The organism is Mycobacterium sp. smrl_JER01 (assembly GCF_048513595.2).
In the GTDB taxonomy this organism is placed as follows: Bacteria; Actinomycetota; Actinomycetes; order Mycobacteriales; family Mycobacteriaceae; genus Mycobacterium.
Genome location: NZ_JBLXXK020000001.1, coordinates 452,579 through 475,240 on the forward strand (window position 1 = coordinate 452,579; position 22,662 = coordinate 475,240).

General features: G+C 67.5%; 21 protein-coding genes. 17 read left to right on the forward strand and 4 right to left on the reverse strand.

Annotated features, from left to right (window positions below; all coding sequences use genetic code 11):
- Window positions 1-70: 70 nt before the first annotated feature.
- Window positions 71-1,774, forward strand: a complete 1,704-nt coding sequence (locus ACNUDN_RS02165; protein WP_419120412.1) for a DUF7159 family protein — start codon at window positions 71-73, stop codon at window positions 1,772-1,774.
- On the opposite strand, the gene ACNUDN_RS02170 is transcribed toward ACNUDN_RS02165, so the two are convergent.
- The 3 genes from ACNUDN_RS02170 to ACNUDN_RS02180 are packed head-to-tail and all read right to left on the reverse strand — an operon-like array spanning window position 1,771 to window position 5,197.
- Complete coding sequence (locus ACNUDN_RS02170) at window positions 1,771-2,775, reverse strand: VOC family protein (RefSeq protein ID WP_419120413.1); 1,005 nt, start codon at window positions 2,773-2,775, stop codon at window positions 1,771-1,773. The two genes, ACNUDN_RS02165 and ACNUDN_RS02170, sit on opposite strands and share 4 nt — an antisense overlap.
- Window positions 2,772-3,638 (reverse strand): alpha/beta fold hydrolase, encoded by an 867-nt coding sequence (locus ACNUDN_RS02175; RefSeq protein ID WP_419120414.1) that lies wholly within the window; start codon window positions 3,636-3,638, stop codon window positions 2,772-2,774. The genes ACNUDN_RS02170 and ACNUDN_RS02175 overlap by 4 nt, the downstream gene beginning before the upstream one ends.
- A complete protein-coding gene (locus ACNUDN_RS02180) occupies window positions 3,635-5,197 on the reverse strand; it encodes a bifunctional 3-(3-hydroxy-phenyl)propionate/3-hydroxycinnamic acid hydroxylase (RefSeq protein WP_419120415.1) in 1,563 nt (520 codons plus the stop codon). Before ACNUDN_RS02180 ends, ACNUDN_RS02175 begins: the two co-directional genes overlap by 4 nt.
- A 112-nt stretch (window positions 5,198-5,309) precedes the next feature.
- On the opposite strand from ACNUDN_RS02180, the gene ACNUDN_RS02185 reads away from it, so the two are divergent.
- The 10 genes from ACNUDN_RS02185 to ACNUDN_RS02230 all read left to right on the forward strand — a co-directional run bounded on the left by ACNUDN_RS02185 (window position 5,310) and on the right by ACNUDN_RS02230 (window position 15,176).
- Complete coding sequence (locus tag ACNUDN_RS02185; protein ID WP_419120416.1) at window positions 5,310-5,936, forward strand: TetR/AcrR family transcriptional regulator; 627 nt, start codon at window positions 5,310-5,312, stop codon at window positions 5,934-5,936.
- Window positions 5,933-6,721 carry a 2-keto-4-pentenoate hydratase gene (locus ACNUDN_RS02190; protein WP_419120417.1) on the forward strand — a complete coding sequence of 263 codons (789 nt, stop codon included), beginning with the start codon at window positions 5,933-5,935 and terminating at the stop codon, window positions 6,719-6,721. The genes ACNUDN_RS02185 and ACNUDN_RS02190 overlap by 4 nt, the downstream gene beginning before the upstream one ends.
- A gap of 7 nt (window positions 6,722-6,728) precedes the next feature.
- Window positions 6,729-7,571, forward strand: a complete 843-nt coding sequence (locus tag ACNUDN_RS02195; protein WP_419120418.1) for an acetaldehyde dehydrogenase (acetylating) — start codon at window positions 6,729-6,731, stop codon at window positions 7,569-7,571.
- Window positions 7,568-8,611, forward strand: a complete 1,044-nt coding sequence (gene dmpG / locus ACNUDN_RS02200; RefSeq protein WP_419120419.1) for a 4-hydroxy-2-oxovalerate aldolase — start codon at window positions 7,568-7,570, stop codon at window positions 8,609-8,611. Before ACNUDN_RS02195 ends, dmpG begins: the two co-directional genes overlap by 4 nt.
- A gap of 81 nt (window positions 8,612-8,692) precedes the next feature.
- The gene (locus ACNUDN_RS02205; protein WP_419120420.1) at window positions 8,693-10,033 is read left to right on the forward strand and encodes a UDP-glucose dehydrogenase family protein; all 1,341 of its coding nucleotides are present in this window, start codon (window positions 8,693-8,695) and stop codon (window positions 10,031-10,033) included.
- Window positions 10,034-10,066: 33 nt separating this feature from the next.
- The gene (locus tag ACNUDN_RS02210; RefSeq protein WP_419120421.1) at window positions 10,067-11,398 is read left to right on the forward strand and encodes a cytochrome P450; all 1,332 of its coding nucleotides are present in this window, start codon (window positions 10,067-10,069) and stop codon (window positions 11,396-11,398) included.
- Between the two features lie 2 nt (window positions 11,399-11,400).
- Window positions 11,401-12,147: a maleylpyruvate isomerase family mycothiol-dependent enzyme gene (locus tag ACNUDN_RS02215; protein ID WP_419120422.1), complete on the forward strand. Its 747-nt coding sequence runs from the start codon at window positions 11,401-11,403 to the stop codon at window positions 12,145-12,147.
- 18 nt (window positions 12,148-12,165) lie between these two features.
- Window positions 12,166-12,534: a nuclear transport factor 2 family protein gene (locus ACNUDN_RS02220; RefSeq protein ID WP_419120423.1), complete on the forward strand. Its 369-nt coding sequence runs from the start codon at window positions 12,166-12,168 to the stop codon at window positions 12,532-12,534.
- Entirely contained in the window at window positions 12,534-13,397 is an 864-nt protein-coding gene (rfbA, locus tag ACNUDN_RS02225; protein WP_419120424.1) for a glucose-1-phosphate thymidylyltransferase RfbA, read from the forward strand. Before ACNUDN_RS02220 ends, rfbA begins: the two co-directional genes overlap by 1 nt.
- A 264-nt stretch (window positions 13,398-13,661) precedes the next feature.
- Window positions 13,662-15,176, forward strand: a complete 1,515-nt coding sequence (locus tag ACNUDN_RS02230) for an APC family permease (protein WP_431959253.1) — start codon at window positions 13,662-13,664, stop codon at window positions 15,174-15,176.
- A 23-nt stretch (window positions 15,177-15,199) separates the two neighbouring features.
- Here the strand turns inward: ACNUDN_RS02230 and ACNUDN_RS02235 are convergent, their stop codons facing one another.
- Entirely contained in the window at window positions 15,200-15,937 is a 738-nt protein-coding gene (locus tag ACNUDN_RS02235) for a FadR/GntR family transcriptional regulator (RefSeq protein WP_419120426.1), read from the reverse strand.
- 205 nt (window positions 15,938-16,142) lie between these two features.
- Between ACNUDN_RS02235 and ACNUDN_RS02240 the strand changes: the two genes are divergently transcribed.
- The 6 genes from ACNUDN_RS02240 to ACNUDN_RS02265 are packed head-to-tail and all read left to right on the forward strand — an operon-like array spanning window position 16,143 to window position 22,635.
- Window positions 16,143-16,874, forward strand: coding sequence for an SDR family NAD(P)-dependent oxidoreductase (locus ACNUDN_RS02240; protein ID WP_419120427.1), 732 nt, complete (start codon window positions 16,143-16,145; stop codon window positions 16,872-16,874).
- Entirely contained in the window at window positions 16,868-18,154 is a 1,287-nt protein-coding gene (locus tag ACNUDN_RS02245) for a YlbE family protein (RefSeq protein WP_419120428.1), read from the forward strand. The genes ACNUDN_RS02240 and ACNUDN_RS02245 overlap by 7 nt, the downstream gene beginning before the upstream one ends.
- On the forward strand, window positions 18,151-18,930 hold the full coding sequence (locus tag ACNUDN_RS02250; RefSeq protein WP_419120429.1) for an SDR family NAD(P)-dependent oxidoreductase: 780 nt from the start codon (window positions 18,151-18,153) through the stop codon (window positions 18,928-18,930). The genes ACNUDN_RS02245 and ACNUDN_RS02250 overlap by 4 nt, the downstream gene beginning before the upstream one ends.
- Window positions 18,927-19,985 carry a hypothetical protein gene (locus ACNUDN_RS02255; protein WP_419120430.1) on the forward strand — a complete coding sequence of 353 codons (1,059 nt, stop codon included), beginning with the start codon at window positions 18,927-18,929 and terminating at the stop codon, window positions 19,983-19,985. The genes ACNUDN_RS02250 and ACNUDN_RS02255 overlap by 4 nt, the downstream gene beginning before the upstream one ends.
- Window positions 19,985-21,259, forward strand: coding sequence for a type I glutamate--ammonia ligase (locus tag ACNUDN_RS02260; protein WP_419120431.1), 1,275 nt, complete (start codon window positions 19,985-19,987; stop codon window positions 21,257-21,259). Before ACNUDN_RS02255 ends, ACNUDN_RS02260 begins: the two co-directional genes overlap by 1 nt.
- Window positions 21,256-22,635, forward strand: a complete 1,380-nt coding sequence (locus tag ACNUDN_RS02265; RefSeq protein WP_419120432.1) for a glutamine synthetase family protein — start codon at window positions 21,256-21,258, stop codon at window positions 22,633-22,635. Before ACNUDN_RS02260 ends, ACNUDN_RS02265 begins: the two co-directional genes overlap by 4 nt.
- The last annotated feature ends 27 nt before the right edge of the window (window positions 22,636-22,662 follow it).

Here is a 22,662-nt window from a genome sequence, read left to right on the forward strand (position 1 = left end):
TTGTCGGCCGACCGCGCCCGGGTGAGCAGGGCCGACAGCGAAGCTGCAGCAAACATCTTGGAGGGGTGGAGTGGACATCGTACTTGGTGTGTCGATGACACCAACGACGGTCCGCATGGCGCTGGTCGAAGGCGAAAAGGCCGACGGTGTCACCGTCGATCACGACACCTTCGACGTCACGTCAGCCGACGGTGCGGCAAACGCCGCAGACCACGTCGTCGCGGCGGTGCTGGGCACCATGGAGAGCGCCGAGGCCGGGGGCCATCACCTCAAATCCGTCGGTGTCGCGTGGAGCGATCACGCCGAGGCGACCGCACTGCGGGACGCGCTGGCCGCCCACGGTATCGGCGACGTGATGCTCGTCGCGGAAAGTCACGCCGCGGCCTCCCTGGCGCAGGCGGTGGGACGCGCCGTCGGCTACCAGAGGACCGCGCTGCTGTTCGTCGACCGCGACACCGCGACCCTCTCGGTGGTGCAGACCGAGGACGGGACGGTGGTCAAGGTCCTCAGCCGGAGCCTGCACAGCGCCGATGCGTTGGCGGTGCTCACCGAGATGGCCGAGGCGGTCGCCGCGCAGCCGACGCCGCCGCAGGGCTTGTTCGTGGTGGGCTCCGGAGTCGACATCGGCTCGGTGAAGGCCCACCTGGACCACCTTGTCGCGCTTCCGGTGAGCGCCCCCGAGGACGGTGACCTGGCGCTGGCCCGTGGCGCCGCACTGGCCTCGGCGTCGGCGCCGACCTTCGAGGCGACGACCGTGGGGCTGGCCTACTCCCAGGACCCCGACGGCCCCACGGCCGGATCGGTGTTCGCCGGGTTGGCCGGTGCCGACACCGCCCTGGCGCCCGTCGACGCTTTCGCCGGCTCGGCCGCCGATGAGGTTGTCGACGAGTTCGCGCCCACCGAGATGCGCCCGATCGACGAGGGTCGTAAGCCCTTCCTGCTTGTCGGCAGCGCGCTGACCTCGCTGTTCGTCATCGGCGTCGCCGCGCTGGTGGTCTCGTTGGCGATCAGCATCCGGCCCACCGCAGACCAGCGGCCCAGCCCGGCTCAGGCCGTGATCGTGCCCAGTGTGCAGGTTCCCGCCTCCGAACCGGCCCCGGCGCGACAGGAAGCCGCCGACATACCGCCCGACCCGCCGTCCGCGGAGACCATCAAGCCTCCGATCCCCGTGGTGCAGCAAGCGCCCCAGCAGGCGCCGCGCACCGTCTACGTCGAGCAGGCCCCCGCGCCGGCCCCCGAAGCGCCCGCGCCGGCCCCCGCACCTGCGGCCCCGCCGCCGGCCCCCGCACCTGCGGCCCCGCCCGTGGTCGCCCCGGTGGTCGTGCCGCCCCCGGTGGTGGTGCTTCCGCGCCCACAATGGACCCCACCCAAGCCGGCCTGGACGTGGCCCACCCGCACCGCCGAGCCGGACGAACCCGACGAGCCGTGGCGGCCACCGTGGCAGGACGACGACGACCGGCCCACCCCGACCCGGCCCACACCCACTCAACCCAGTGTGCCGAGCCTGCCGACCCAGACGGTTCAGCCCACCCGCCCGCAGGTGCCGACGGTTCCTCCGGTTGCTCAGTGGCCCGGCAGTGGCTCAGGCAGTGGTTCGGGCAGTTCGGGTTCAAGCAGTGGTCCCGGCAGTTCCGGGAGCCGGGGCGAGAGCAGCTCCGGGCGCGGTGACTCCGGGTCGTCGTCGCGCGGTGGCTCCGGCAGCGGAGTCCCCGGCGACCTCAACGGAGACGGCTGCTTCCTGGTGTTCTGTGCGCCCGGCGGGGGTCGCGGCTAGCCCGCAGCCGAGATGTCGCCGGCGAGCGCTGGCACGCTGTCCTCGGCGTGCCAGACCGATCGGGCGCCGGCCTTGAACCGTTCCAGAAGGTGGACGATCGTGTGCCCCTCCGGGGTGTGTCCCCACAGGCTGATGCCCTGGTGCGTGGTCGGTTCCCAGGTCGTCTCGTCGACGACGATGGGGTTCCATCCGACCTCCCACTCGAAACCCGACGGTGTGACGGCGTAGAAGGACAACTCCTTGTCGTTGGTGTGCTGGCCGATCGACAAGGCCATCTCGAAACCGAGGTCCTTGACCCGGCGGTAGGCCGCCGCCATATCGTCGAGTTCGGCGACCTGGATGTTGCAGTGCTGGATACGGGTCCGAATCGGGTTGAGCGGCAACCGGTTCACCGCGGCGATGGCGATGCTGTGGTGGCGCTCGTTGACCCGCAGAAAGCGGATCTTGAACTTCAGTCCGCTGATCGTCTCGTCGATGTAGTCCGACAGCCGCGCATCGAAGACCGTGCGGTAGTAGCCGTGCATCTGATGGGGTTTCTTGGTGGCGATCGCGACGTGGCCCATCCCGTCGACACCGGTGACGAAACCGCCCGCGGCCCCCAATTGAAGTCGCTGCAAGCCTTTTCGGGGACTGACGTACAGCTCCTGGGCCAGGCCGTTGGGGCCGGGGAAGCGCAGGAAGTGTTCCACACCGCGAAGCTCCGCCTCCTCGGCGTTTCCGGCACAGACCGGAACACCGTGGTCGTGGATACGCGCGGCGAGGGTGTCGAAGGTGTCCTGGTCGTCGACCTCCCAGCCCAGCGCCGTGGTGTCCTCGGCCGGCCCGCGGGTGAGCAGAACGCGGCAGGCGTTGTCGTCGAGGCGGAAACGCATCGTGTCGGTCAGTGTTTCGTCGAGGTGCATGCCGATGGCGTCCCGACCGAAGCGTCGCCAGTCGGCGAACCTGTCGGTTTCGACCACCAGGTAGCCGAGGTGCACCTTTCCGAACACGTCCGCGGTCACGAACTGGCCAATCTGGAGTCGGGGGAGAGGAAATCGCCGACGAGCTCGTTGAACAGTTCGGCGCGTTCCCACTGCATCCAGTGGCCGGTGTGGGATGTCATGACCAGTTCGGCGTTGGGCATGGTGCGCAACAACATCGGTCCGCCTGCCGGGCGGTTGACCTTGTCGTCGCGTCCCCACAGCACGAGGGTGGGGTTGGCCAACTGCCGGAGCCGTTTGTCCCGGGTCAGGTCCATGCGCCACAGTGTGCGCAGGCCCGAGGGGCGGCGCAGCGGTGGTTCGGCCACCACCTGCGGATCGAGGGAGGCCTGGTAGCGCAGGTCGATCAGTTCGTCGGGCACCGTCGCCCCGTCATACACGAGGTAGCTGCGGATGAAGGTGGCGAGCTTCTCGCGGCTCGGTCCCTCGCCGCTGTAGTAGCCCAGCAGACTCTTCAGACCCGGGGTGGGCAGGCCGCGGGTGGTGCCGATACCGCCGGGCCCCATCAGCACCAGTTTGTCGGCGCGGTGCGGGGTGTCCAGCGCCAGTCGCAGCGCGGCCGCGCCCCCGTACGAGTTACCCACCAGATGTGCCCGCTGGACGCCTAATTCGTCGAGCATGCCGCGAATGCTGTCGGCGAGATAGCCGAACGGATCCCGGTGGTCGACGTACTTGGTCGAGCGGCCGTACCCGGGCAGATCGGGGATGATCACCCGATACGACGCCGCCAGCGCATCGACGTTGCGGGCGTAGTTCGACATCCCCGATGCTCCGGGGCCGCCGCCGTGCAGCAGCACGACCGGCGTCCCCTCGCCCCCGGTGTCGGTCACCGATATCTCGGCGGTACCGACGCGAACCCGGCACTCGGAATCAGATCTGGTCATGCTTGCTGCCTCACTCGTGGGGTGAATCCGGCCGGCGGCGCCGGCAACGGCGGATCTGCGGTGGCGGCGTAGACGAAACCGTCGGGCCGCACAGCCACGGCGGTGGCCCGTTTGGTCCGCAGCCAGCGGATCAACGCGCCGTCGCGGTCGACGATGCGACCCGGCGCCGGCGCGTTCCCCGGGGGGACGATTTCGATGACGGGGACGCCGGCCGATCGCCAGGACCGACAGGTGTTTTCCGGACCGGTGTGCAGTACCGCCCAGTCGCCGGCCAGGACGACGTCGAGGCGCACCCGGTCACCCTTCTCGTCGGCGACCCAGGGTTGCGGGAGCAGCCAACCCACCGCGGGATGCGGCTCGGCCGCCAGCAGGCCGGATCGGTACCGCGCGTCGGGCAGCCAGCGGTGCTCGCGCAGCCAGGCGGTGAAGAACGGCAGCCTGCTCGCCGTTCGGAAGATGTGGTTACGCACCTTGGCGCGCAGCGGATTTCGCTCGATGATGAGCCGCCCGACCTTCACCGCCCGCGCCGTGACCTCTTGGACGTGGGGCAGCCGCTCGGCCTGATAGGTGTCGAGAACCGACTCGGGCAGCGATCCGGTCAGCACCGCGTCGAGCTTCCAACACAGATTGCCGACATCACGGACGCCGGCGCACATGCCCTGGCCGATCCACGGCGGCATGGCGTGCGCCGCATCCCCGGCGAGGAAGATCCGGCCCACCCGCCACCGGTCCGCGAACCGGACGTGGTGGCTGTAGCAGGCGAACCCGATGATCTCGACCTCGTCCTCGGAGATGCCCTGGCGGTGCAGCACGTCCCAGATGGCTTCGGCGGTGAGCAGGTTCTGTTCGTCCTCGTCGTCGCGGACCGGGAACTCCCACCGGTGGTGCCCCAGCGGGGTGGGGCAGTCGACGGTCGGGCGCACGGGGTTGCAGTGGAAACGCAGCCTGTCGTGGCCGGGCCACTGCCTGATCACCTTGGTGTCGATGACGATCCAGCGCTCGGAGTAGGTACTTCCGGTGAAACCGATGCCCAACTGCCCGCGAATTGCGCTGGACCCGCCGTCGGCGGCGATCACGTAGCGGGCGCGGATCCGTCTGAAGCGGTCATCGGTGAGATCGGCGAGCATCAACTCGACGTTGTCGGGATGGGGTAGGAGGCGCAGACACTCGTGGTGCAGCAGCACCGTGACGTTGGGGTAACGGTCGACGCCGCAGCGTAGCGTGCTGTCGACGGCGGGCTGATAGATGAACTGCTGCGGCGGGTGTCCGTTTCCCCGGTCCGCGGGCAGCAGTTTGACGAAGGATCTCCCGTCGGCGTCGACGAAGTCGGCGCCGCACCCGGGCTGCATGTCGGCGTTGAGCTGCGCGTCCAGACCGACCTGCTGCCAGATCCGCATCACCTCCTCGTCGGTCGAGATCGCCCGCGCCCGGAAATAGATGTCCGGGTCGCGTTCGACGACAACGACTTTCAGTCCCCGCCGGCCCAACAGATTCGCCGCGGTGGCGCCCACCGGGCCGTAACCCACGATTGCGACGTCATATGTCGAGGGGTCGTCCATGGCTGTCTCGCTATCCGACATGCCGCAGCACGTCGGCTGCGAGCTTGATCCGTAGTGATCATTACGGTAATGTAGTGATCACTACGGAGTCAAGACACGAAAAAGGTGGAGCATGGCGGATCAGCCGAAACGGCGACGTCGCGCCGACGGCGAGATGTCGCGCACACGGATCCTGGATGCGGCGACCGAGATCGCCGCCGAGCGGGGTTACGAGGGCACGAGCATCGGGGCGGTGAGTGCCAAGTGCGGCTTGCCCGCGAGCTCCATCTACTGGCATTTCAAGGACAAAGACGACCTCATCGCCGCCGTTATCGAACGCAGCTTCGCGAACTGGTTGACGGTGTGGCGCCTTCCCGATGACGTGGTGGCCCGGGACCGCCTGCTGGAAGTGGCCGCGGGTACCGCCAAGGCGGTGATGGACTCGCCGGACTTCCTGCGTCTCGGTTTGATGTTGGCGCTGGAACGCCGGCCGGTGGAGCCCAAGGCGCGGACTATGTTCGTTCAGGTCCGCGAGCAGGCCTTCGCCGCATTGGCCACCAGCATCCGCGAACTGGGCCCGACGCTCTCCGAGGATCAGGTGCGCCAACTGTGCACCTACGCCATCGCCGGAGCCGACGGTCTGTTCATCGCCAAGGAGATCGGCGGCGACACCGTGGATCTCGTCACGCTGTTCGCCCTGCACGGACAGGCGATCTACCACACCGCCGTGCGCATGATCGAGGAGAACGGCAACCGATGACGATGGCCAGGGAGCTGATCGAGCACGCCGCCGACCTGCTCGACACCGCGGCGACGGGGGTGGCCCCGATCGAGCAGCTCACCCGCCGGTATCCGGAGATGGACATCGCCGACGCGTACGCGATTCAGCAGGTCAACCTGGCCAGAGCGCTGGAACGCGGCCGAATGGTGGTCGGACACAAGATCGGGCTGACCTCGGAGCCGATGCAAACCCTGCTCGGGGTCGACCAGCCGGACTTCGGCCATCTGCTCGACGACATGGTGGTGGCGTCGGGATCGACGTTGCCCCGCAGTCGGTTCTGCGCGCCGCGGGTCGAACCCGAGGTGGCGTTCCTGCTCGACCGGCCGTTACGGGGCCCGGGCATCACCGCCGGCCAGGTGCGTGACGCCACCCGGGCGGTCGCAGTCGCACTGGAGGTCGTCGACAGCCGGATCGCCGACTGGAAACTGACCCTGTGTGACACGGTGGCGGACAACGCCAGTTCGGGTGCGGTGGTCCTGGGTCCGTGGGTGCCCTACGTCGACACCATCGACCTGGTGGCAGCTCGGGCCTCGCTGCGTCTCAACGGAATCGAGATCGACACCGGACTGGGATCGGCCGTGCTGGGAGATCCGGCCGCCGCGGTGGCCTGGTTGGCCAATGCGCTCGCCCCGTGGGGTGCGCAGCTACCGGAGGGGCAGTTCGTGATGTCCGGTTCCTTCACGACCGCCGCGTTCGTCACAACCGGGGATGCGGCGTCGGCCGCCATCGGCGGGCTGGGGACCGTGTCGGTGGCATTCGGCTGAGGATGCGATGACACCGATGCACCGCTGCCCGGTGGCGATCCTCGGGTCGGGGGACCTCGGTACGGACCTACGGGCCAAGATCCTGAGCAGGGGTGGGGCGCTCACCGTCGGAGCGCCGGCAGACGACGACGTCGAAATCGTGTTCGACGCAGGGGAATCGGGTGCCCAGGCCGGATGGGGCGAACGCGGCGTGCGGGTCCTGGATCTGGGTCCGGCGGCGGCCGGGCCGCACTGTGTGCCCGCGGTCAACATCGACGAGCACCTCGGCGCGCCGTACCTGAACATGGGCACCTGGGGTGCTCAGGCGGGCGCGCCGATCGTGGCCGCGGTCGGTCAGGTCGCCACGGTGTCCTACGCCGAGGTCGTCTGCGCGCTCTCGGCGAGCTCCACCGGTCCGCGTGCGCGGGCCGGCATCGACGAATTCATCGAAACCACGGTCTCGGCAGTGCAATCCGTAGGCGGAGCCCGGCGAGCCCGCGCAGTGCTCATCCTCAATCCCGCCGACCCGCCCATCGCGGCCCGCACAACTGTCTACTGTCTGGTCGGCGGCGACGTGTCGCAGCCCGCCATCACCGGATCTGTCGGTGCCATGGTGGACAGGGTCAATACCTATGTCCCGGGTTACCGGCTCAAGCAACGGGTGCAATTCGAGACCTTCTCCGCGGCCGCTCCACTGTACCTCCCGGAGACCGGATCCTTCACCGGAACACGTCTCACCGTGCTGCTGGAGATCGTCGCTGTCTCCGATCACCTTCCCGACCACGCGGGCGCTCTCGACATCATGTCCTCGGCGGCGGTGGCAACCGCCGAGCGCGTCGCCAGCACCCGAACCACGGATGCGACAGCATGATTGAGCCACACGACATGCGTGATGGGAGTCGGCGCCTCTACCTCAGCGACGTGACGCTGCGCGACGGGATGCACGCTGTCGCCCACCAGTACAGCGTCGACCAGGTGGCGGCGATCGCCGCGGCCCTCGACGCCGCGGGCGTCGACTCGATCGAGGTCGCGCACGGTGACGGGCTGGCGGGGGGCACATGCACGTACGGGTTCGGTGCGCACACTGATCTGGAGTGGATCGAGGCCGTGGCGTCGGTGGTGCAGCGCGCCCGGGTGGCGACCCTGGTGCTGCCGGGCATCGGCACGGTGCGCGATCTCAGAGCGGCCCGGGACGCGGGCGCGACGGTGGTGCGGGTGGCCGCGCACTGCACCGAGGCCGACATCTGCGCCCGGCACATCGCAGCGGCCCGCGAGCTCGGCATGGACACCGCCGGATTCCTGATGATGAGCCACCTGAGTGACCCGTCGACGCTGGCCACACAGGCCAAGATGATGGAAGCGCACGGCGCCGGCTGTGTGTATGTGGTCGACTCCGGTGGTGCCATGGTGATGCAAGACGTCGCCGAGCGTGTCGATGCGCTCCGGCAGACCCTGCTCGCGAGCACCGAAATCGGGATCCACGCGCACCACAACCTGTCGTTGGGGGTCGCCAACTCGATCACAGCGGTGCAGCACGGGGCCACCCGGATCGACGCGTCGCTGGCAGGCATGGGCGCCGGTGCCGGCAACGCGCCCTTGGAAGTGTTCGTCGCCGCCACGCACAAGCTGGGCTGGACGCACGGCTGCGATCTGCACGCGCTGCAGGACGCGGCCGACGACCTGGTCCGGCCGCTGCAGCAGCGGCCGGTGCGCGTCGACCGGGAAACCCTGACGCTGGGTTACGCCGGCGTGTACTCCAGCTTCCTGCGTCACGCCGAGGCCGCCGCAAAGCGCTACCGTCTCGACGCCCGCACGCTGCTCGAAGAGGCAGGGCGGCGCGGTCTGGTCGGCGGTCAGGAGGACATGTTGGTCGACATCGCCCTGGATCTCACGGCCGGCGACCGGGCCTGAGCGGGCATTCGTCACCTGCCGTTGGCCTGCCGCTCAGTGTCGCGTAGCGGCCAGCTCACCGAGGCTGCCTATACAGTCGGTATGCGGTGCACCGTCTTCGGGACCGGCTACCTCGGTGCGACCCACGCCGCGGGCATGGCCGAGCTCGGCCACGACGTTCTCGGGGTCGACATCGACGCCGGTAAAATCGCCAAACTCGCCGCCGGCGACGTCCCGTTCTTCGAGCCCGGACTGCGAGAGATGTTGCAGCGCAACATCGAGGCCGGGAGGCTGCGGTTCACCACCGACTACGCCGAGGCGGCGGGCTTCGCCGATGTGCACTTCCTCGGGGTCGGAACACCGCAGAAGAAGGGTGAGTACGGCGCGGACCTGCGTCACGTCCATGCCGTGATCGACACCCTGGTGCCACTGCTGACCCGTCCGGCGGTGATCGTCGGCAAGTCGACGGTGCCGGTCGGCACCGCAGCAGAGTTGAGTGAGCGTGCCGCGGGCCTCGCTCCGGAGGGCGTCACCATCGAGGTGGCCTGGAACCCGGAGTTCCTGCGGGAGGGGTTCGCCGTCGCGGACACCCTGCACCCCGACCGCATTGTGCTTGGGGTGCAAAGAAATTCACGACTCGCCGAGCCGGTGCTGCGGGAGATGTACGCTGCGCTGCTCGGTGACGGGGTGCCGTTGCTGATCACCGATCTGCAAACCGCCGAGCTGGTGAAGGTGTCTGCCAATGCGTTCCTGGCCACCAAGATCTCGTTCATCAACGCGATCTCGGAGGTGTGCGAGGCCGTCGATGCCGACGTCACACTGCTGGCCGACGCGCTCGGCTACGACGCCCGGATCGGGCGGCGCTTCCTCAACGCCGGCCTCGGATTCGGTGGGGGTTGCCTGCCCAAAGACATCCGCGCGTTCATGGCCCGCGCCGGTGAGCTCGGCGCCAACCACGCGCTGACGTTCCTGCGCGAGGTGGACAGCATCAACATGCGCCGCCGCACCCGGATGGTGGAGCTGACCACCAAGGCGTGCGGCGGTTCACTGCTGGGGGCCAACATCGCGGTGCTCGGCGCGGCGTTCAAACCGGAGTCCGACGATGTGCGGGACTCCCCGGCGCTCAACGTCGCCGGAATGCTGCAACTCAACGGCGCCACGGTCAACGTCTACGACCCGCAGGCGATCGAGAACTCCCGCCGGCTGTTCCCGACGCTGAACTACTCGACGACGGTCGCCGAGGCCTGCGAACGCGCAGATGCGGTGCTGGTCCTCACCGAGTGGGACGAGTTCGTCGCCCTCGACCCCACCCGGCTCGCCGACACGGTGCGGGCGAAAGTCGTTGTGGACGGCCGCAACTGCCTCGACGTCGAGCGATGGCGAGCGGCCGGGTGGCAGGTGTACGCATTGGGTCGCTTCGGCGGGGAGCCGGCGTCGGCGTAGCGTCGCGCGTATGGCTGTGCTTAAGCTGGCGTGATGGCAGCCGATTTGCGACAACGCATCAGATGGCTGGCGCTGCACGGTGTGGTGCGCGGGCTGGCCAAGTTCGCGGTGCGCCGGGGCGACGACCCGCAGGCCAGGCTGATCGCCGACCCGGTGGCGCGGGCCGATCCGGCGGCCTTCGCCGACGGACTGCGTGACCGGGGGCCGGTGATCCGCTGCCGCGCGGTGCTGATGACCGTCGACCACGAGGTCGCCAGCGAGATCCTGCGCTCCGACGACTTTCGGGTGTCAGCACTGGGTGCCGGGCTGCCCAAACCCCTGCAGTGGGTGAACCGGCAAACTCATCCCGGGCTGCTGCACCCGATCGAGCCGCCGTCGCTGCTGTCGATCGAACCGCCCGACCACACCCGGTGCCGCAAGCTGGTGTCCTCGGTGTTCACCAGCCGGGCCGTCGCCGCGCTGCGCGACAGGGTTCAGGACACCGCCGACGCGCTGCTCGACGACCTGGAAAGCGAACCCGGGATCGTCGACGTCGTCGAGCGCTACTGCTCGCAGCTGCCGGTCGCGGTGATCAGCGACATCCTCGGTGTTCCCGAGCGGGACCGCCAGCACATTCTGCACTTCGGCGAGCTCGGCGCCCCCAGCCTGGACATCGGGCTGTCGTGGCAGCAGTACACCCGGGTCCACGAGGGTCTGGTGGGTTTCAACGCGTGGCTCGGCGACCATCTCGCCGCGTTGCGCCGCGACCCCGGCGACGACCTGATGAGTCAGCTGATCCAGGCCAGCGGGGCCGCCGACGAAGCCAGCCGGTTGTCGGAGCGGGAACTGCAGGCCACCGCCGGGCTGGTGCTGGCCGCCGGGTTCGAGACCACGGTGAATCTGCTGGGCAACGGCATCCGGATGCTGCTGGACAACCCGCACCACCTGGAGACGCTGGCCGCCCGCCCCGAGCTGTGGCCCACCGCGGTCGAGGAGATCCTGCGGCTGGACTCACCGGTGCAGATGAGCGCCCGATTCGCGCGCAAGGACCTCACCATCGCCGGCACCGAGATCAAACGCGGTGAGTTGGTGGTGATCCACCTGGCCGGCGCCAACCGCGACCCGAAGGTGTTCACCGACCCGCACCGCTTCGACATCGAACGCGACAATGCCGGGCGGCACCTGTCGTTCTCGGGCGGGCGACACTTCTGCCTGGGCGCGGCCCTGGCCCGCGCCGAGGGTGAGGTCGGGCTGCGGACGTTCTTCGAGCGTTATCCGGAAGCCCGGCTGGCCGGCCAGGGCGCTCGCCGCGACACCCGGGTGTTGCGCGGGTGGTCAACCTTGCCGATCACCCTTGGGAAGACGCGCGCCGCGCTAGGTTCGTAGGGGTGGACTTCCGAGCAGCCCTGCTCGAGCAGACTCGAGCCTTCGGTGAACTGATCCGGTCGGCAGACCCGGCGACGCCGGTACCCACGTGCGGGGAGTGGACCCTCAAACAGCTGTACCGCCACGTGGGACGCGGAAACCGTTGGGCCGCACAGATCATCAGTGAACGGCGGAACCAGCCGCTGGACCCCCGCGAGGTACGTGACGGCAGGCCGCCCGACGATCCCGACGCCGCGGCCCAGTGGCTCGACCGGGGAGCGCAGATGATCATCGACGCGGTCGACCACGTCGGCTCCGACGCGCGGGTGTGGACGTTCGTCGGGCCGCGGCCCGCCGGCTGGTGGATCCGTCGACGTGTGCACGAAACCGCAGTGCACCGCGCCGACGCAGCGCTGGCACTGGGTGCGGAGTTCGAGTTGCCCGCCGATTTCGCCGCCGACGGCCTCAGCGAGTGGATCGAACTGGCCACCGTCGACAAGCGCCATCCGCCCGCCCTGGATCGCGGCCAGTCCATCCATCTGCACGCCACCGAGGAGAAGCTCGGGCCGACGGGGGAGTGGACCATCGCCCACGACGACGACGGCCTGTGGTGGGCGCACAGCCACAACAAGAGCAGCGTGGCCCTGCGCGGGCCGGTGAACGCGCTGCTGATGGCCACGGTGCGGCGCAAGACCGCCGCCGAGGCCGGACTGGAAGTTCTCGGTGACGCCACCGTCTGGGACGGGTGGCTGGAGCGCACCCCGTTCTGAGTGAGTACCTTCGCCAGCATGACCACTTCGGAGATGGCCACCGTCCTCGCCTGGCACGACGCGCTCAACGCCGCCGACCTCGACACGTTGCTGGAGCTGTCCAGCGACGACATCGAGATCGGTCACGCCGGCGGAGCCGCCCAGGGACACGCCGCGCTACGCGACTGGGCACAGTCGCTGGACGCCAAGATTGAACCCGGCCGTATCTTCGTCCGCGACGGCGTGGTGGTGGCCGAACAGCGCACGGTCTCGGTCACCGGGGAGACCGGCTCGGCGGCGTCGGCCTTCCGGGTGGTGCACGACCGCGTCACCTCGGTCTTCCTGCACCCCGATCTCGCCGCAGCGCTGGCCGCCACCGATCTGACCGAGGCGGATCTGACGGGCTGATGCGCGGAATCATCCTGGCCGGCGGCTCGGGCACCCGGCTGTACCCGATCACCATGGGCGTCAGCAAACAACTGGTACCGGTGTACGACAAGCCGCTGATCTACTACCCGCTCTCGACGCTGATGATGGCGGGTATCCGCGACATCCTGGTCATCACCACCGCGCAGGACGTCCAGGCGTTCCACCGGCTGCTGGGCGACGGCACGGATCTGGGCATCGATCTGAGCTACGCGGTGCAGGACGAGCCCGAGGGCCTGGCGCAGGCGTTCGTCATCGGCGCGGCGCACATCGGCTCCGACTCCGTCGCGCTGGTGCTGGGGGACAACATCTTCTACGGTCCCGGCCTGGGCACCAGTCTGCAGCGCTTCCGCGACGTCAGCGGTGGCGCGGTATTCGCCTACCGGGTGGCCAATCCGTCGGCATACGGTGTCGTCGAGTTCGACGCGGACGGCACAGCGCTGTCGCTGGAGGAAAAGCCGGCGACGCCGAAGTCGCACTACGCGGTGCCCGGCCTGTACTTCTACGACAACGACGTCATCGAGATCGCACGCTCGCTGCGCAAGTCCGCGCGCGGCGAATACGAGATCACCGAGATCAACCAGACCTATCTGGACCAGGGCCGGCTCAGCGTCGAGGTGCTCGCCCGGGGTACTGCGTGGCTGGACACCGGAACATTCGACTCGCTGCTGGACGCCGCCGACTTCGTTCGAACCATCGAGCGCAGACAGGGGCTGAAGATCAGCGTGCCCGAAGAAGTGGCCTGGCGGGTCGGCTTCATCGACGATGCGGCGCTGGAAGCCCGTGCCAGGAAGCTGCTCAAATCGGGCTACGGCGCCTATCTGCTGGAGCTGCTGCAGCGCTGAACCGTCAGCGCATTCCGGAAACGCGATGACGCCGGTGTATCGCGACGTCGGTGTGGAGGTCGCGATGCGCTTCTGCCGGCGTCCTCACCCCTTGCTGACGCGTGCGCGCTGGTAACTATCAGGATGGTCCCGGGCGCCTTCGTCCGGCGTTGTGTCAAGCGCGTGTAAACATATGGTCTATAGGTCTTGTTTTTAGGTCTTTACCAACCTACGCTCCTGTCAGGTCAGTGACTCATGTCACCATCGACGAAAGGCAGGCTCTGAATGGCCGTCAGATCAGATCCCCCGGCGCAAATCGCCACCGAAACCGGCGAAGGGCACACCCTCAAGCGAGGCGCCATCGGCCTGGCCGGTGTGGTCTTCATGGTGGTCGCCTTCTCCGCACCGATCACCGCGATGACGGGTAACCTCCCGGTCGCGGTCGGCTTCGGCAACGGACTCGGAGCGCCGGCGGGTTTCATCATCGCCACCGTCGTGCTGAGCATCTTCAGCATCGGATTCATAGCGCTGGCAAGGCATATCACCGCCGCCGGCGCCTTCTACACGTTCGTGTCCCGAGGCTGGTCGAAGATTCCCGGTCTACCGGCCGGGGTGATGTCGATGTTTACCTACATGACGATGGAGGCCGGCCTGATCGGCATCTTCTCCGTCTTCGCCGATCAGGCCATGTCCGCGCAGTTCGGGATCGAACTGCCGTGGCTGGTCTACGCCGCGATCGGTGTCATCGTCATTGCGACGCTGTCCCATTGGGACATCTCGGTGGCTGCCAAGGTGCTCGGCGCCGTACTCGTCGCCGAGATCGTGATGCTGGCGCTGACCGCGACGGCTTCCCTGGTGGCCCATCCGGAGGGGATGAGCTGGGCGTCGCTGAACCCCGTCAGCGCGCTGAGCACCAATGGAGTGGCCGGTGGCGTGGTGGGTCTGGGTCTGCTGATGGCGTTCTGGTCGTGGGTGGGCTTCGAGTCCACCGCAATCTACGGGGAAGAATCGAAGAACCCCAAGAAGATCGTGCCGCAGGCCACCATGATCGCCGTCATCGGTATCGGGGTGTTCTACACGTTCATCGCGTGGGGGATGATCGTCGGCAACGGTCCGGCGAAGGCCGTCGAATTATCCTCGGGTGCTGCTCCATTCGACCTCATCTATGCGCCGACGCAGCAGTACCTCGGTCAGTGGGCGATAGTGATCTTCGAATGGTTGATGGTCGGCGGCTCGTTCGCCTGTGCACTGGCGATTCACAACTCCGCCGCGCGCTATCTGTTCGCCTTCGGCCGCGATGGGCTGCTACCTCGCCGCCTCGGGCTGGCACACCCCAAGCACGCGTCGCCCTACATCGCGTCGCTGACACAGAGCGTGTTCGCATCGATCGTGCTGATCGTGTGTGCTGTGAGCGGATCAGACCCCTACGCGGTGCTCTTCGTCCTGGTGGCGATTCTGGCCACCTTGTGCCTGCTCACCGTGCAGACGATGTCCTCGATAGCCACCGTGGTGTACTTCCACGTCAAGAAGCAGCATCCGGAGACCGCGAACTGGTGGCGGACATTGGCGGCGCCGATCATCGGTGGAGCCGGCATGGTGTACGTCATCTATCTGATGGCCTCCAATATGTCGGCCGCGGCCGGCGGCGCGTCGGACACCCTGTTTTTCAAGATGATTCCGTACATCTTGCTGACCCTGCTGTTCGGGTCGATCGCGGTGGCGGTGTACTGGCGCAAGGCCAAGCCGGAGCTCTACGCACGGATCGGCTCCACAGTGTTCGATGACAAGCCGGTCGGCTGATGATCCGGCGTGGTGCGCGAAGGTCAGCGCTTGAGCCAGCTTTCGAGCGTATTGCGGGTGTCGTTGATGTGGGCTTCCATCCTAGAGGCGGCCAGTTCCGGGTCGCGGTTCTCGATCGCCTCCAGAATCGACTCGTGGAAGTCGTTGGCGTTGGGTTCCAGCCGGCCGAAGATCGCACCGACGGGAAGCCACATCCGCCGGCGGGCATCGCCGACGGCGTCGAGCAGGCGGTCGTTCTGGGCGGCCTGGGCGATGCCCATGTGGAACGCGGAGTCCAGGGTCTGGAATTCGATGGTCCGCTGTGCCGACTTCTCCCGGAGCGCCACCTCCAGTGCCGATTCCATACCTCCGAGCAGCTTGCGCAGGTCGGCCACGTCGGCGGCTCTGCGTCGGCTGGCGGCAAGTCGGGTGGCCCCGGTCTCGACGATGATGCGGTAGTCGAAGGCATCGCGGATTGCCCGCTTGTTGCGGCGTAGTTCGCGACGCATCTCGACCGGATCGATGTGCGGCGCCTGAACGGTGAAGCCGCCGCCGCGGCCGCGGCGCACGGCGATCAGGCCCTCACGTTCGAGCACCGCCACCGCGGTACGCACGGTGGTCCTGGACACGTCGAGCATTTCGGAGAGTTCGCGTTCGGTGGGCAGGCGGTCGCCAGGCCGGAACTGGCCCAGCTCCAGCGCTCGGCGCATCTGATCCACGACGAGTTCATGAGCGGGGATCTGGCGAACCGGGCTCAACGCCGACGGGCGTTCCGCGGTCATGTGGAGCCCCCTTTCCTCTGTCCGCACGTTACCGCATCAGGCGTGATGAGCACTTTGACCCGCCCTTTGGTCCAAAGGGTGAATCAGGACTTGGGCAGAGACTGGATCGAATTTAAAGACCTAAAAACTTGACCAATAGTGCTTTATGGGTGAGACTTCGGGAATGGATCCAGTGGTGGATCGCCGGCCGAGAAGGGTTGAGGTGTTGGGAAACAAAGTCATCGTGACCGGCGGCGCCGGTGTCATCGGACAGGCCATCTGTCGCCGGTTGCGGCAGGGCGGATATGAACCGGTGGCAGCCGACCTCAAGGATGCGGTGGAGGCCGCCGACTTCACTGCCGAGGGCCTGGCGGGCACGCAACCCGTCGTCATGGACATCACCGACCGGGCCGCCGTCGACGCGGCGGTGGCCTCGGTGGTCGATCCCGGCGAGACGCTGTTCGGTCTGGTCAATTGTGCGGGGATACTCAGAGATTCGTTCCTCGGCGAACTCGATGAAGACAAGCTCGCGCTGATGTTCCAGGTCAACATCGCCGGTATGGCGCGGGTCACCGACGCAGTGGCACCGCTGCTCACCGCCGGCAGCGCCATCGTCAACGTGGGTAGTCTCACCGGACACTTCGGGCGATTTCGCGGGGCATCGGTCTACGGCGCCACCAAGGCGGGCATTGCTGCCTACACCCGCTACATCGCCGAAGAGCTTGCGCCGCGCTCGATTCGGGCCAACAACGTTGCTCCCGGCGTCATCCGGGCGCCGATGAGCCCGTCGATGGCGCGAGTGTCGGGCGGCGAGGAGGTCAGCGCGTCCTACGCGATGCTCAAGCGCATCGGGGAACCCGAGGAGGTGGCCGAGGCCGTGGAGTTCCTGCTGTCGCCGCGGGCATCGTTCATCACCGCTCAGACTCTGCTGGTGGATGGGGGAGTGGTCGCATGGTGACCGCCGCCGGGCTGAGCAGCGACCCGGCCTCGAGCCTGGGCTCCGTCGAGCAGGCCAATGCCAGGTCCTTCGAACGGCTTGACGCCGCCGACCCGTGGGTGGTCGACGTGGCCGCCGCACGTGACGTGCTGCCTGGGTACCGCGACAATCTGGTGCTGACCTCAGGAGCGCCCATGGCGTGGTCGCACTACACCGGCGGGCAGCGCGAGGCGTTGATCGGCGGCGCGCTGTTCGAGGGTTTGGCCGATGACCGCGGTGGGGCCATCGAAGGATTCGAGTCGGGGCGCATCGAGGTCGGCGCCTGCCAGGACTACGGCGCCGTCGGATCGCTGGCCGGGATCTACACCGCATCGATGCCGGTGTTCGTCGTCGAGAACCGCAACCACGGCAACCGCGGGTTCTGCAACTTCTACGAAGGCAAGGAGCCCCGGCGGCTGAACTACGGCTGCTACGACGAGGGCGTCCACGACAGGCTGCTCCATGTGAACACCGTGCTGGCCCCGGTGGTGGGGGAGGCGATCCGACGCCGGGGCGGTATAGCCCTCAAACCCCTGATCGCGCGGGCGCTGCGGATGGGTGACGAGGTGCACAGTCGTAATGCCGCAGCCTCCATCCTGTTCAATCGCGAGATCATGCCGGCAATCTTGGACATGTGCGACGACGGAGTGCCCGGGGTGCGGGAGACGATGCTGCACCTGGCCGAGAACGACTACTTCTTTCTGCGCCTGTCGATGGCCGCGGCCAAGGCCTCCGCAGACGCGATGGTGGTGCCGGGCTCGACCCTGGTCTCGGCGATGGCATTCAGCTGCCGGGGTTTCGCGATCAAGCTCGCCGGACTCGGCGACACCTGGTTCGAGGGACCTCCGCCGATACATCAGGGCAAGCTCTTCGCCGGCCATACCGAGGACGAGATCACCTGGATGGGTGGTGAATCCCCGATCACCGAGACGGTGGGGCTGGGCGGATTCGCCCAGGCATGTGCGCTCTCACTGCAGGAGTACCAGGGCGGGTCGCCCGAGGTGATGATCGAGCGCAATCTGCAGATGTACTCGATCACCCACGGAGAGAACAGCACCTACCGCATCCCGCAGTTCGCTTTCCGCGGCACGCCGACCGGCATCGATGCACGCAAGGTCCTCGAGACCGGGGTGCTGCCGGTGATGGACGTCGGACTGGCCGGCAGGGATGGCGGACAGATCGGCGCCGGAGTGATCCGCGCCCCTCGGGAGTGCTTCGCCGACGCGCTGACCGAGCACCACCGCCGGTTCGGCGCGAAATGAGCCCCGCCGCGCCGACTCCCACGCTCCCACTGACCTTCAGCGGTGGGGAAGCATTGGTGACCGGCGCCGCGTCGGGGATCGGCGCGGCGATCTCCCGCATGCTGATGTCGGCCGGGGTGCGCACCATCCGCCTCGACGTACGCACGCCGCAACCGGATCCCGATCATCGGGCCGAACTGCAGGCGGTCGCGGCGATCGACGTTCGCGAACCCGCGCTGCTGGAGCGCCTGAACGCGATCGGAGCTGTACCGCAGCGGATTGCCTATTTGGTCAATTGTGCCGGAGTGCTGGATGACACCGGATTCAGCGGGGTGTCGCGCGAGATATGGATGCGCTGCCTGGAGATCAACGTGGTGGGCGCCTACAACACCATCGATGCGCTGACCCCGCTGCTGCGGGACGCCTCCCCGGCCGCGGTGGTGAACATCAGCTCGATCGAAGCCGGCCGGGTCGTGGCTCTGACAGATCCGGACCCGACGCCGCAGTACGCGGCGTCCAAGGCGGCGCTGCAGATGCTCACTCAGTCCGCTGCCCGCGCGCTGGCTGCCGACGGGGTGCGGGTCAACAGTGTCTCGCCGGGGTTCGTCGCCACACCGATGGCCGCCCCGCACGGGGGCACCGCTACCCTGCCGCCCACACTGGCTTGCCGAGTGCCCGCGGGCCGATTCGCCGATCCGGCCGATATCGCGTGCGCGGTCGCCTTTCTGCTCAGTGACCAGGCCGGCTACATCACCGGCAGTGACCTGCGCGTCGATGGAGGGTTCCAGCTGACATGACCGAAATCGGGTCCACCACGGTGGTGGCCTACGAACCGGCACTGGGCCGGGCGGCACGGGTGGGCAGCTGGGCAGAGTTGTCCAAGGGCACGTTTCGAGTGGCCGTCGAGCACCTCAAGTGCGGGAACTGGGAGGCTGCCGCGGAGTTGGTCGAGGTCTCGGTTGCCGAGGCCGAGGAACTGCGCGAGGTCTATCAGCGCTGGCCGATCGCGATCCGGGAGTGGATTCGATCTCACGGTGTGGCAGGGGATCTCATCGATGAATGGGAATCACGGCTGACCGGGCTGATCGGTGCGCCGGCCATGCGGGGCATCGAGGCGCAGTGGCCCCGCTACCTCAGCGCCGTCGAGGCAGCCGCTCGGGCCTGTCGCTCGCGGCGAGAGGACGCCGCCGTGGCGATCGAGACCGCTCGCGCCGTATGGCAGGGTGTGCACGACCAGGCGGTGGACCGGGTCAGCGGCATGATCGACATTGCCGTGCGCACTCTCGGTGAACACTGCCTCGGCGATCTGTGGGATGCGCTGATGGCCGACTGGTACGAGGTGCATGCTGCGCGGTACGCGGTGAGCAACCAGTCGTGGGACGTCTCGGCCCATCAGCTGATGGTCGCGATCGTCGACGGCTTCCATGCCCACCTGGCCGGCACCGGCCGTCAGGGTGACATCGAGATCATTACCGAGCCCACCCGAATTGGATTTCGCTTCGCACCGTGCGGTTCCGGAGGTCGCAGTCTGGATGAGCGCATCACCGACGGTGCACCTCGTGCAGGTGCGCCGTTCGGATTCGCCGTCACCACCGAGCCTCACGACTGGGCCTGGAACGCCGTCGGGGTCTGCAGCTATTGCGTGCACTGCTGCCTGCTCAACGAGGTGATGCCGATCGATCGGCTCGGCTTCCCCACCCGGGTGATCGATGCGCCCGTCTGGGATCCCGAGCAACCGGTTTCCGAGTGCACCTGGTGGGTGTACCGGGACCCGGCCGACATACCCGATGACGTGTACGCAAGAGTCGGACGCAATCCCGACCGCAGGCCGAGCCGACGAGGAGATCAGTGATGGCGGTCGCGATGACACAAGTTGAAGTTCCCGACTACGACCTGGGAATCCGCGGGAAGTTGGTCCGCGCCGAGAAGACCGTCGATCCGACCGGCCTGGCGTTCTGCACGATCGTCTACGGGCTGTCGCTCGCCGACGAGGTGACCGACACCCCGTACAGCAACGCCGCCAACGGATACCCCGACGCACTGCTGACCCCCGACGAGTCCACCCGGGTCGAGTTGGGCTGGCGGCCGGGCACCGACGCCGTCATCGCCGATCTGGTGGCCGCCGACGGCACTCCGGTCGAGATGTCACCGCGTCACTGCCTGCGCGCCCTGGTCGAGCGATATGCCGAGCGTGGATTGGAGCCGGTACTGGGGTTCGAGTTCGAGTTCTGGGTCTTCCAGGACGGCCCCGACGAGGACGGGACGCGACGACCGCTCGGTTCGACGGAGAACGCGTACTCGCTGACCAGGATGGCCCAGATGCAGCTCCTGGCAGTCGAGTTCATCGATCGAATGCACTCGATCGGCATCGAGATCGAGATGTTCCACACCGAACTCGGACCCGGGTTCTTCGAGTTCACCATGGCGCCCGCCCCGGCCTGCCGGGCGGCCGATGCGGCGGTGCGGGCCCGTCAGTACCTGCGCGAACTATGCGCCGAACGCGGCCTGCACGCCAGCTTCATGGCCAAACCGTTCGGCGACAAATCCGGGGCCGGTGGCCACGTGCACTCCAGCCTCAACCGTGATGGCGTTAACATCTTCTCCACCGGACCCGGGCTGCTCTCCACAGAGGCTTCGCACTACCTGGCGGGCTTGCTCGCCGGTATGGCCGACACCACGGTTCTGTTCAATCCCTATGTGAACTCGTACAAACGCATCGATCCTCAGATGTTCACGCCCACCGCGGCCACCTACGGATACGACGACCGCGCTGCGGCATGCCGGCTGATCCTCAACGATGCCAAGTCCGCCCGCGTCGAACATCGCAGGCCGGGCGCCGACACCAGCCCGTACCTCACCGCAGCGGCGCTGCTGGCCGCCGGACTGCACGGTCTTGAGGGCAACCTGAGCCTGCCTGCCGAAGGTGAGGAACCCGCGCCGCTGCCCGGTGACCTGCCGGCCGCGCTGGACACCTTTCAAAGCTCGGTGTGGCTGCCCGACCTGGTCGGCAAGGCGTTCTGCGCGTCCTTCGCCGCCACTCGCCGCGCCGAGGCCGAACGCTATGCGCACTGGCTGCGGACCACCATCACATCCTGGGAACTCACCCGTCATCTGGAGCATCAATGAACGACGAATGCACCCGCCTCGACCTCGACCAGTTCGAGGGGCTCGCTGCCTCTGGGGAGATCAACACCGTCGTGTGTGCCACCCCCGACCCCTATGGTCGACTGGTCGGCAAACGGCTGACCATCCCGGCGTTCAGATCCCTGGGATTGAGTGGCGCAGGCATCAACGCCAGCAGTTTCATCTTCGCCGTCGACCTCGAGATGAACCCGCTGGATCTGCCGGTGTCCAATGCGGCCAACGGCTGGGCCGACATCCGGCTGGTACCGGACCTGAGCACGCTGCGGCGGGTGCCCTGGGAGCCACATGTCGCGTTGGTGCTCTGCGATGCCTACGAATCGCAATCCGACACCATGCTCCCGGTGGCGCCGCGCACCATTCTCCGACGGCAGATCGAGCGGGCGCGCGCCCAGGGGTTGATCTTCAAATTCGCCTCTGAGCTCGAGTTCTTCCTCGCCGCCACACCGCCCCGCCAGGCCTGGGAGCTGGGCTACCAGGATCTGAAGATGCTGTCGGACTACCGATCCGACTACCAGATGATCCAATCCAGCCGTGACGATTGGTTCATCGAGCGGATCCGCAACCAGATGCCGGGTTTCGGCGTGTCCATCGAGTCGTCGAAGCCGGAATGGGGACTCGGCCAGCAGGAGGTCACCCTCGACTACTGCGACACCCTGGAGATGGCCGATCGGCATGTGCTGTTCAAGTACGGGGTCAAACAACTGGCGCACGCGGCGGATCTGACCGTGACATTCATGGCGAAGCCCAAGATCGACGACGTCGGTTCCTCGTGTCATCTGCACGTGAGCATCTGGTCGGCAGACAACCGTCCGCTGAGCTGGTCGTCGGAGTCCGGCGGTGGCATGTCGGCACAGTTCGGGTCGTTCGTGGCCGGTCAGCTGCTGCATGCCACCGACATCGCACTGATGCTGGCACCGACAGTCAACTCCTACAAACGCTTTCAGCCCGATCAGTTCGCGGGGACCGCCATCGCGCTCGGCTCAGACAACCGCTCATGCGCCTTCCGGCTGGTTGGCAACGGGCCGTCGTTCCGGGTGGAGAATCGCATCCCCGGCGGGGACGTCAACCCGTACTACGCCTACTCGGCCACCATCGCCGCAGGTCTGGATGGCATCAACCGCGAACTGGCGATGCCGGATATCTTCGACGGGAATGCCTGGGACGGTGACGGTGTGCCGATCGTGCCCACCTCGTTGCACGAGGCGTTACGACTCTTCGAAGAGTGCAAGATGGCCCGCGCGGCGTTCGGGGACGACGTGTTCGATCATCTGTTGTCCTCGTCGCGCAGCGAGCTGGTCGCTTTCGACTCCCACACCGTCACCGACTGGGAGATGCGCCGCTACTACGAACGCGTCTGAACCCACCCCGCTTCAGAAGAACTGACT

Excerpts from the sequence above, each read along its gene's own strand:
- ACNUDN_RS02255 (WP_419120430.1), top strand. The coding sequence starts at position 18,927 with ATGACCGAAATCGGGTCCACCACGGTGGTGGCCTACGAACCGGCACTG.
- ACNUDN_RS02265 (WP_419120432.1), top strand. The coding sequence starts at position 21,256 with ATGAACGACGAATGCACCCGCCTCGACCTCGACCAGTTCGAGGGGCTC.
- ACNUDN_RS02180 (WP_419120415.1), bottom strand. The coding sequence starts at position 5,197 with ATGGACGACCCCTCGACATATGACGTCGCAATCGTGGGTTACGGCCCG.
- ACNUDN_RS02235 (WP_419120426.1), bottom strand. The coding sequence starts at position 15,937 with ATGACCGCGGAACGCCCGTCGGCGTTGAGCCCGGTTCGCCAGATCCCC.
- ACNUDN_RS02230 (WP_431959253.1), top strand. The coding sequence starts at position 13,662 with ATGGCCGTCAGATCAGATCCCCCGGCGCAAATCGCCACCGAAACCGGC.
- ACNUDN_RS02195 (WP_419120418.1), top strand. The coding sequence starts at position 6,729 with ATGACACCGATGCACCGCTGCCCGGTGGCGATCCTCGGGTCGGGGGAC.
- ACNUDN_RS02260 (WP_419120431.1), top strand. The coding sequence starts at position 19,985 with ATGGCGGTCGCGATGACACAAGTTGAAGTTCCCGACTACGACCTGGGA.
- ACNUDN_RS02185 (WP_419120416.1), top strand. The coding sequence starts at position 5,310 with ATGGCGGATCAGCCGAAACGGCGACGTCGCGCCGACGGCGAGATGTCG.
- ACNUDN_RS02245 (WP_419120428.1), top strand. The coding sequence starts at position 16,868 with ATGGTGACCGCCGCCGGGCTGAGCAGCGACCCGGCCTCGAGCCTGGGC.
- ACNUDN_RS02210 (WP_419120421.1), top strand. The coding sequence starts at position 10,067 with ATGGCAGCCGATTTGCGACAACGCATCAGATGGCTGGCGCTGCACGGT.
- dmpG (WP_419120419.1), top strand. The coding sequence starts at position 7,568 with ATGATTGAGCCACACGACATGCGTGATGGGAGTCGGCGCCTCTACCTC.
- ACNUDN_RS02220 (WP_419120423.1), top strand. The coding sequence starts at position 12,166 with ATGACCACTTCGGAGATGGCCACCGTCCTCGCCTGGCACGACGCGCTC.
- rfbA (WP_419120424.1), top strand. The coding sequence starts at position 12,534 with ATGCGCGGAATCATCCTGGCCGGCGGCTCGGGCACCCGGCTGTACCCG.
- ACNUDN_RS02190 (WP_419120417.1), top strand. The coding sequence starts at position 5,933 with ATGACGATGGCCAGGGAGCTGATCGAGCACGCCGCCGACCTGCTCGAC.
- ACNUDN_RS02250 (WP_419120429.1), top strand. The coding sequence starts at position 18,151 with ATGAGCCCCGCCGCGCCGACTCCCACGCTCCCACTGACCTTCAGCGGT.
- ACNUDN_RS02175 (WP_419120414.1), bottom strand. The coding sequence starts at position 3,638 with ATGACCAGATCTGATTCCGAGTGCCGGGTTCGCGTCGGTACCGCCGAG.
- ACNUDN_RS02205 (WP_419120420.1), top strand. The coding sequence starts at position 8,693 with ATGCGGTGCACCGTCTTCGGGACCGGCTACCTCGGTGCGACCCACGCC.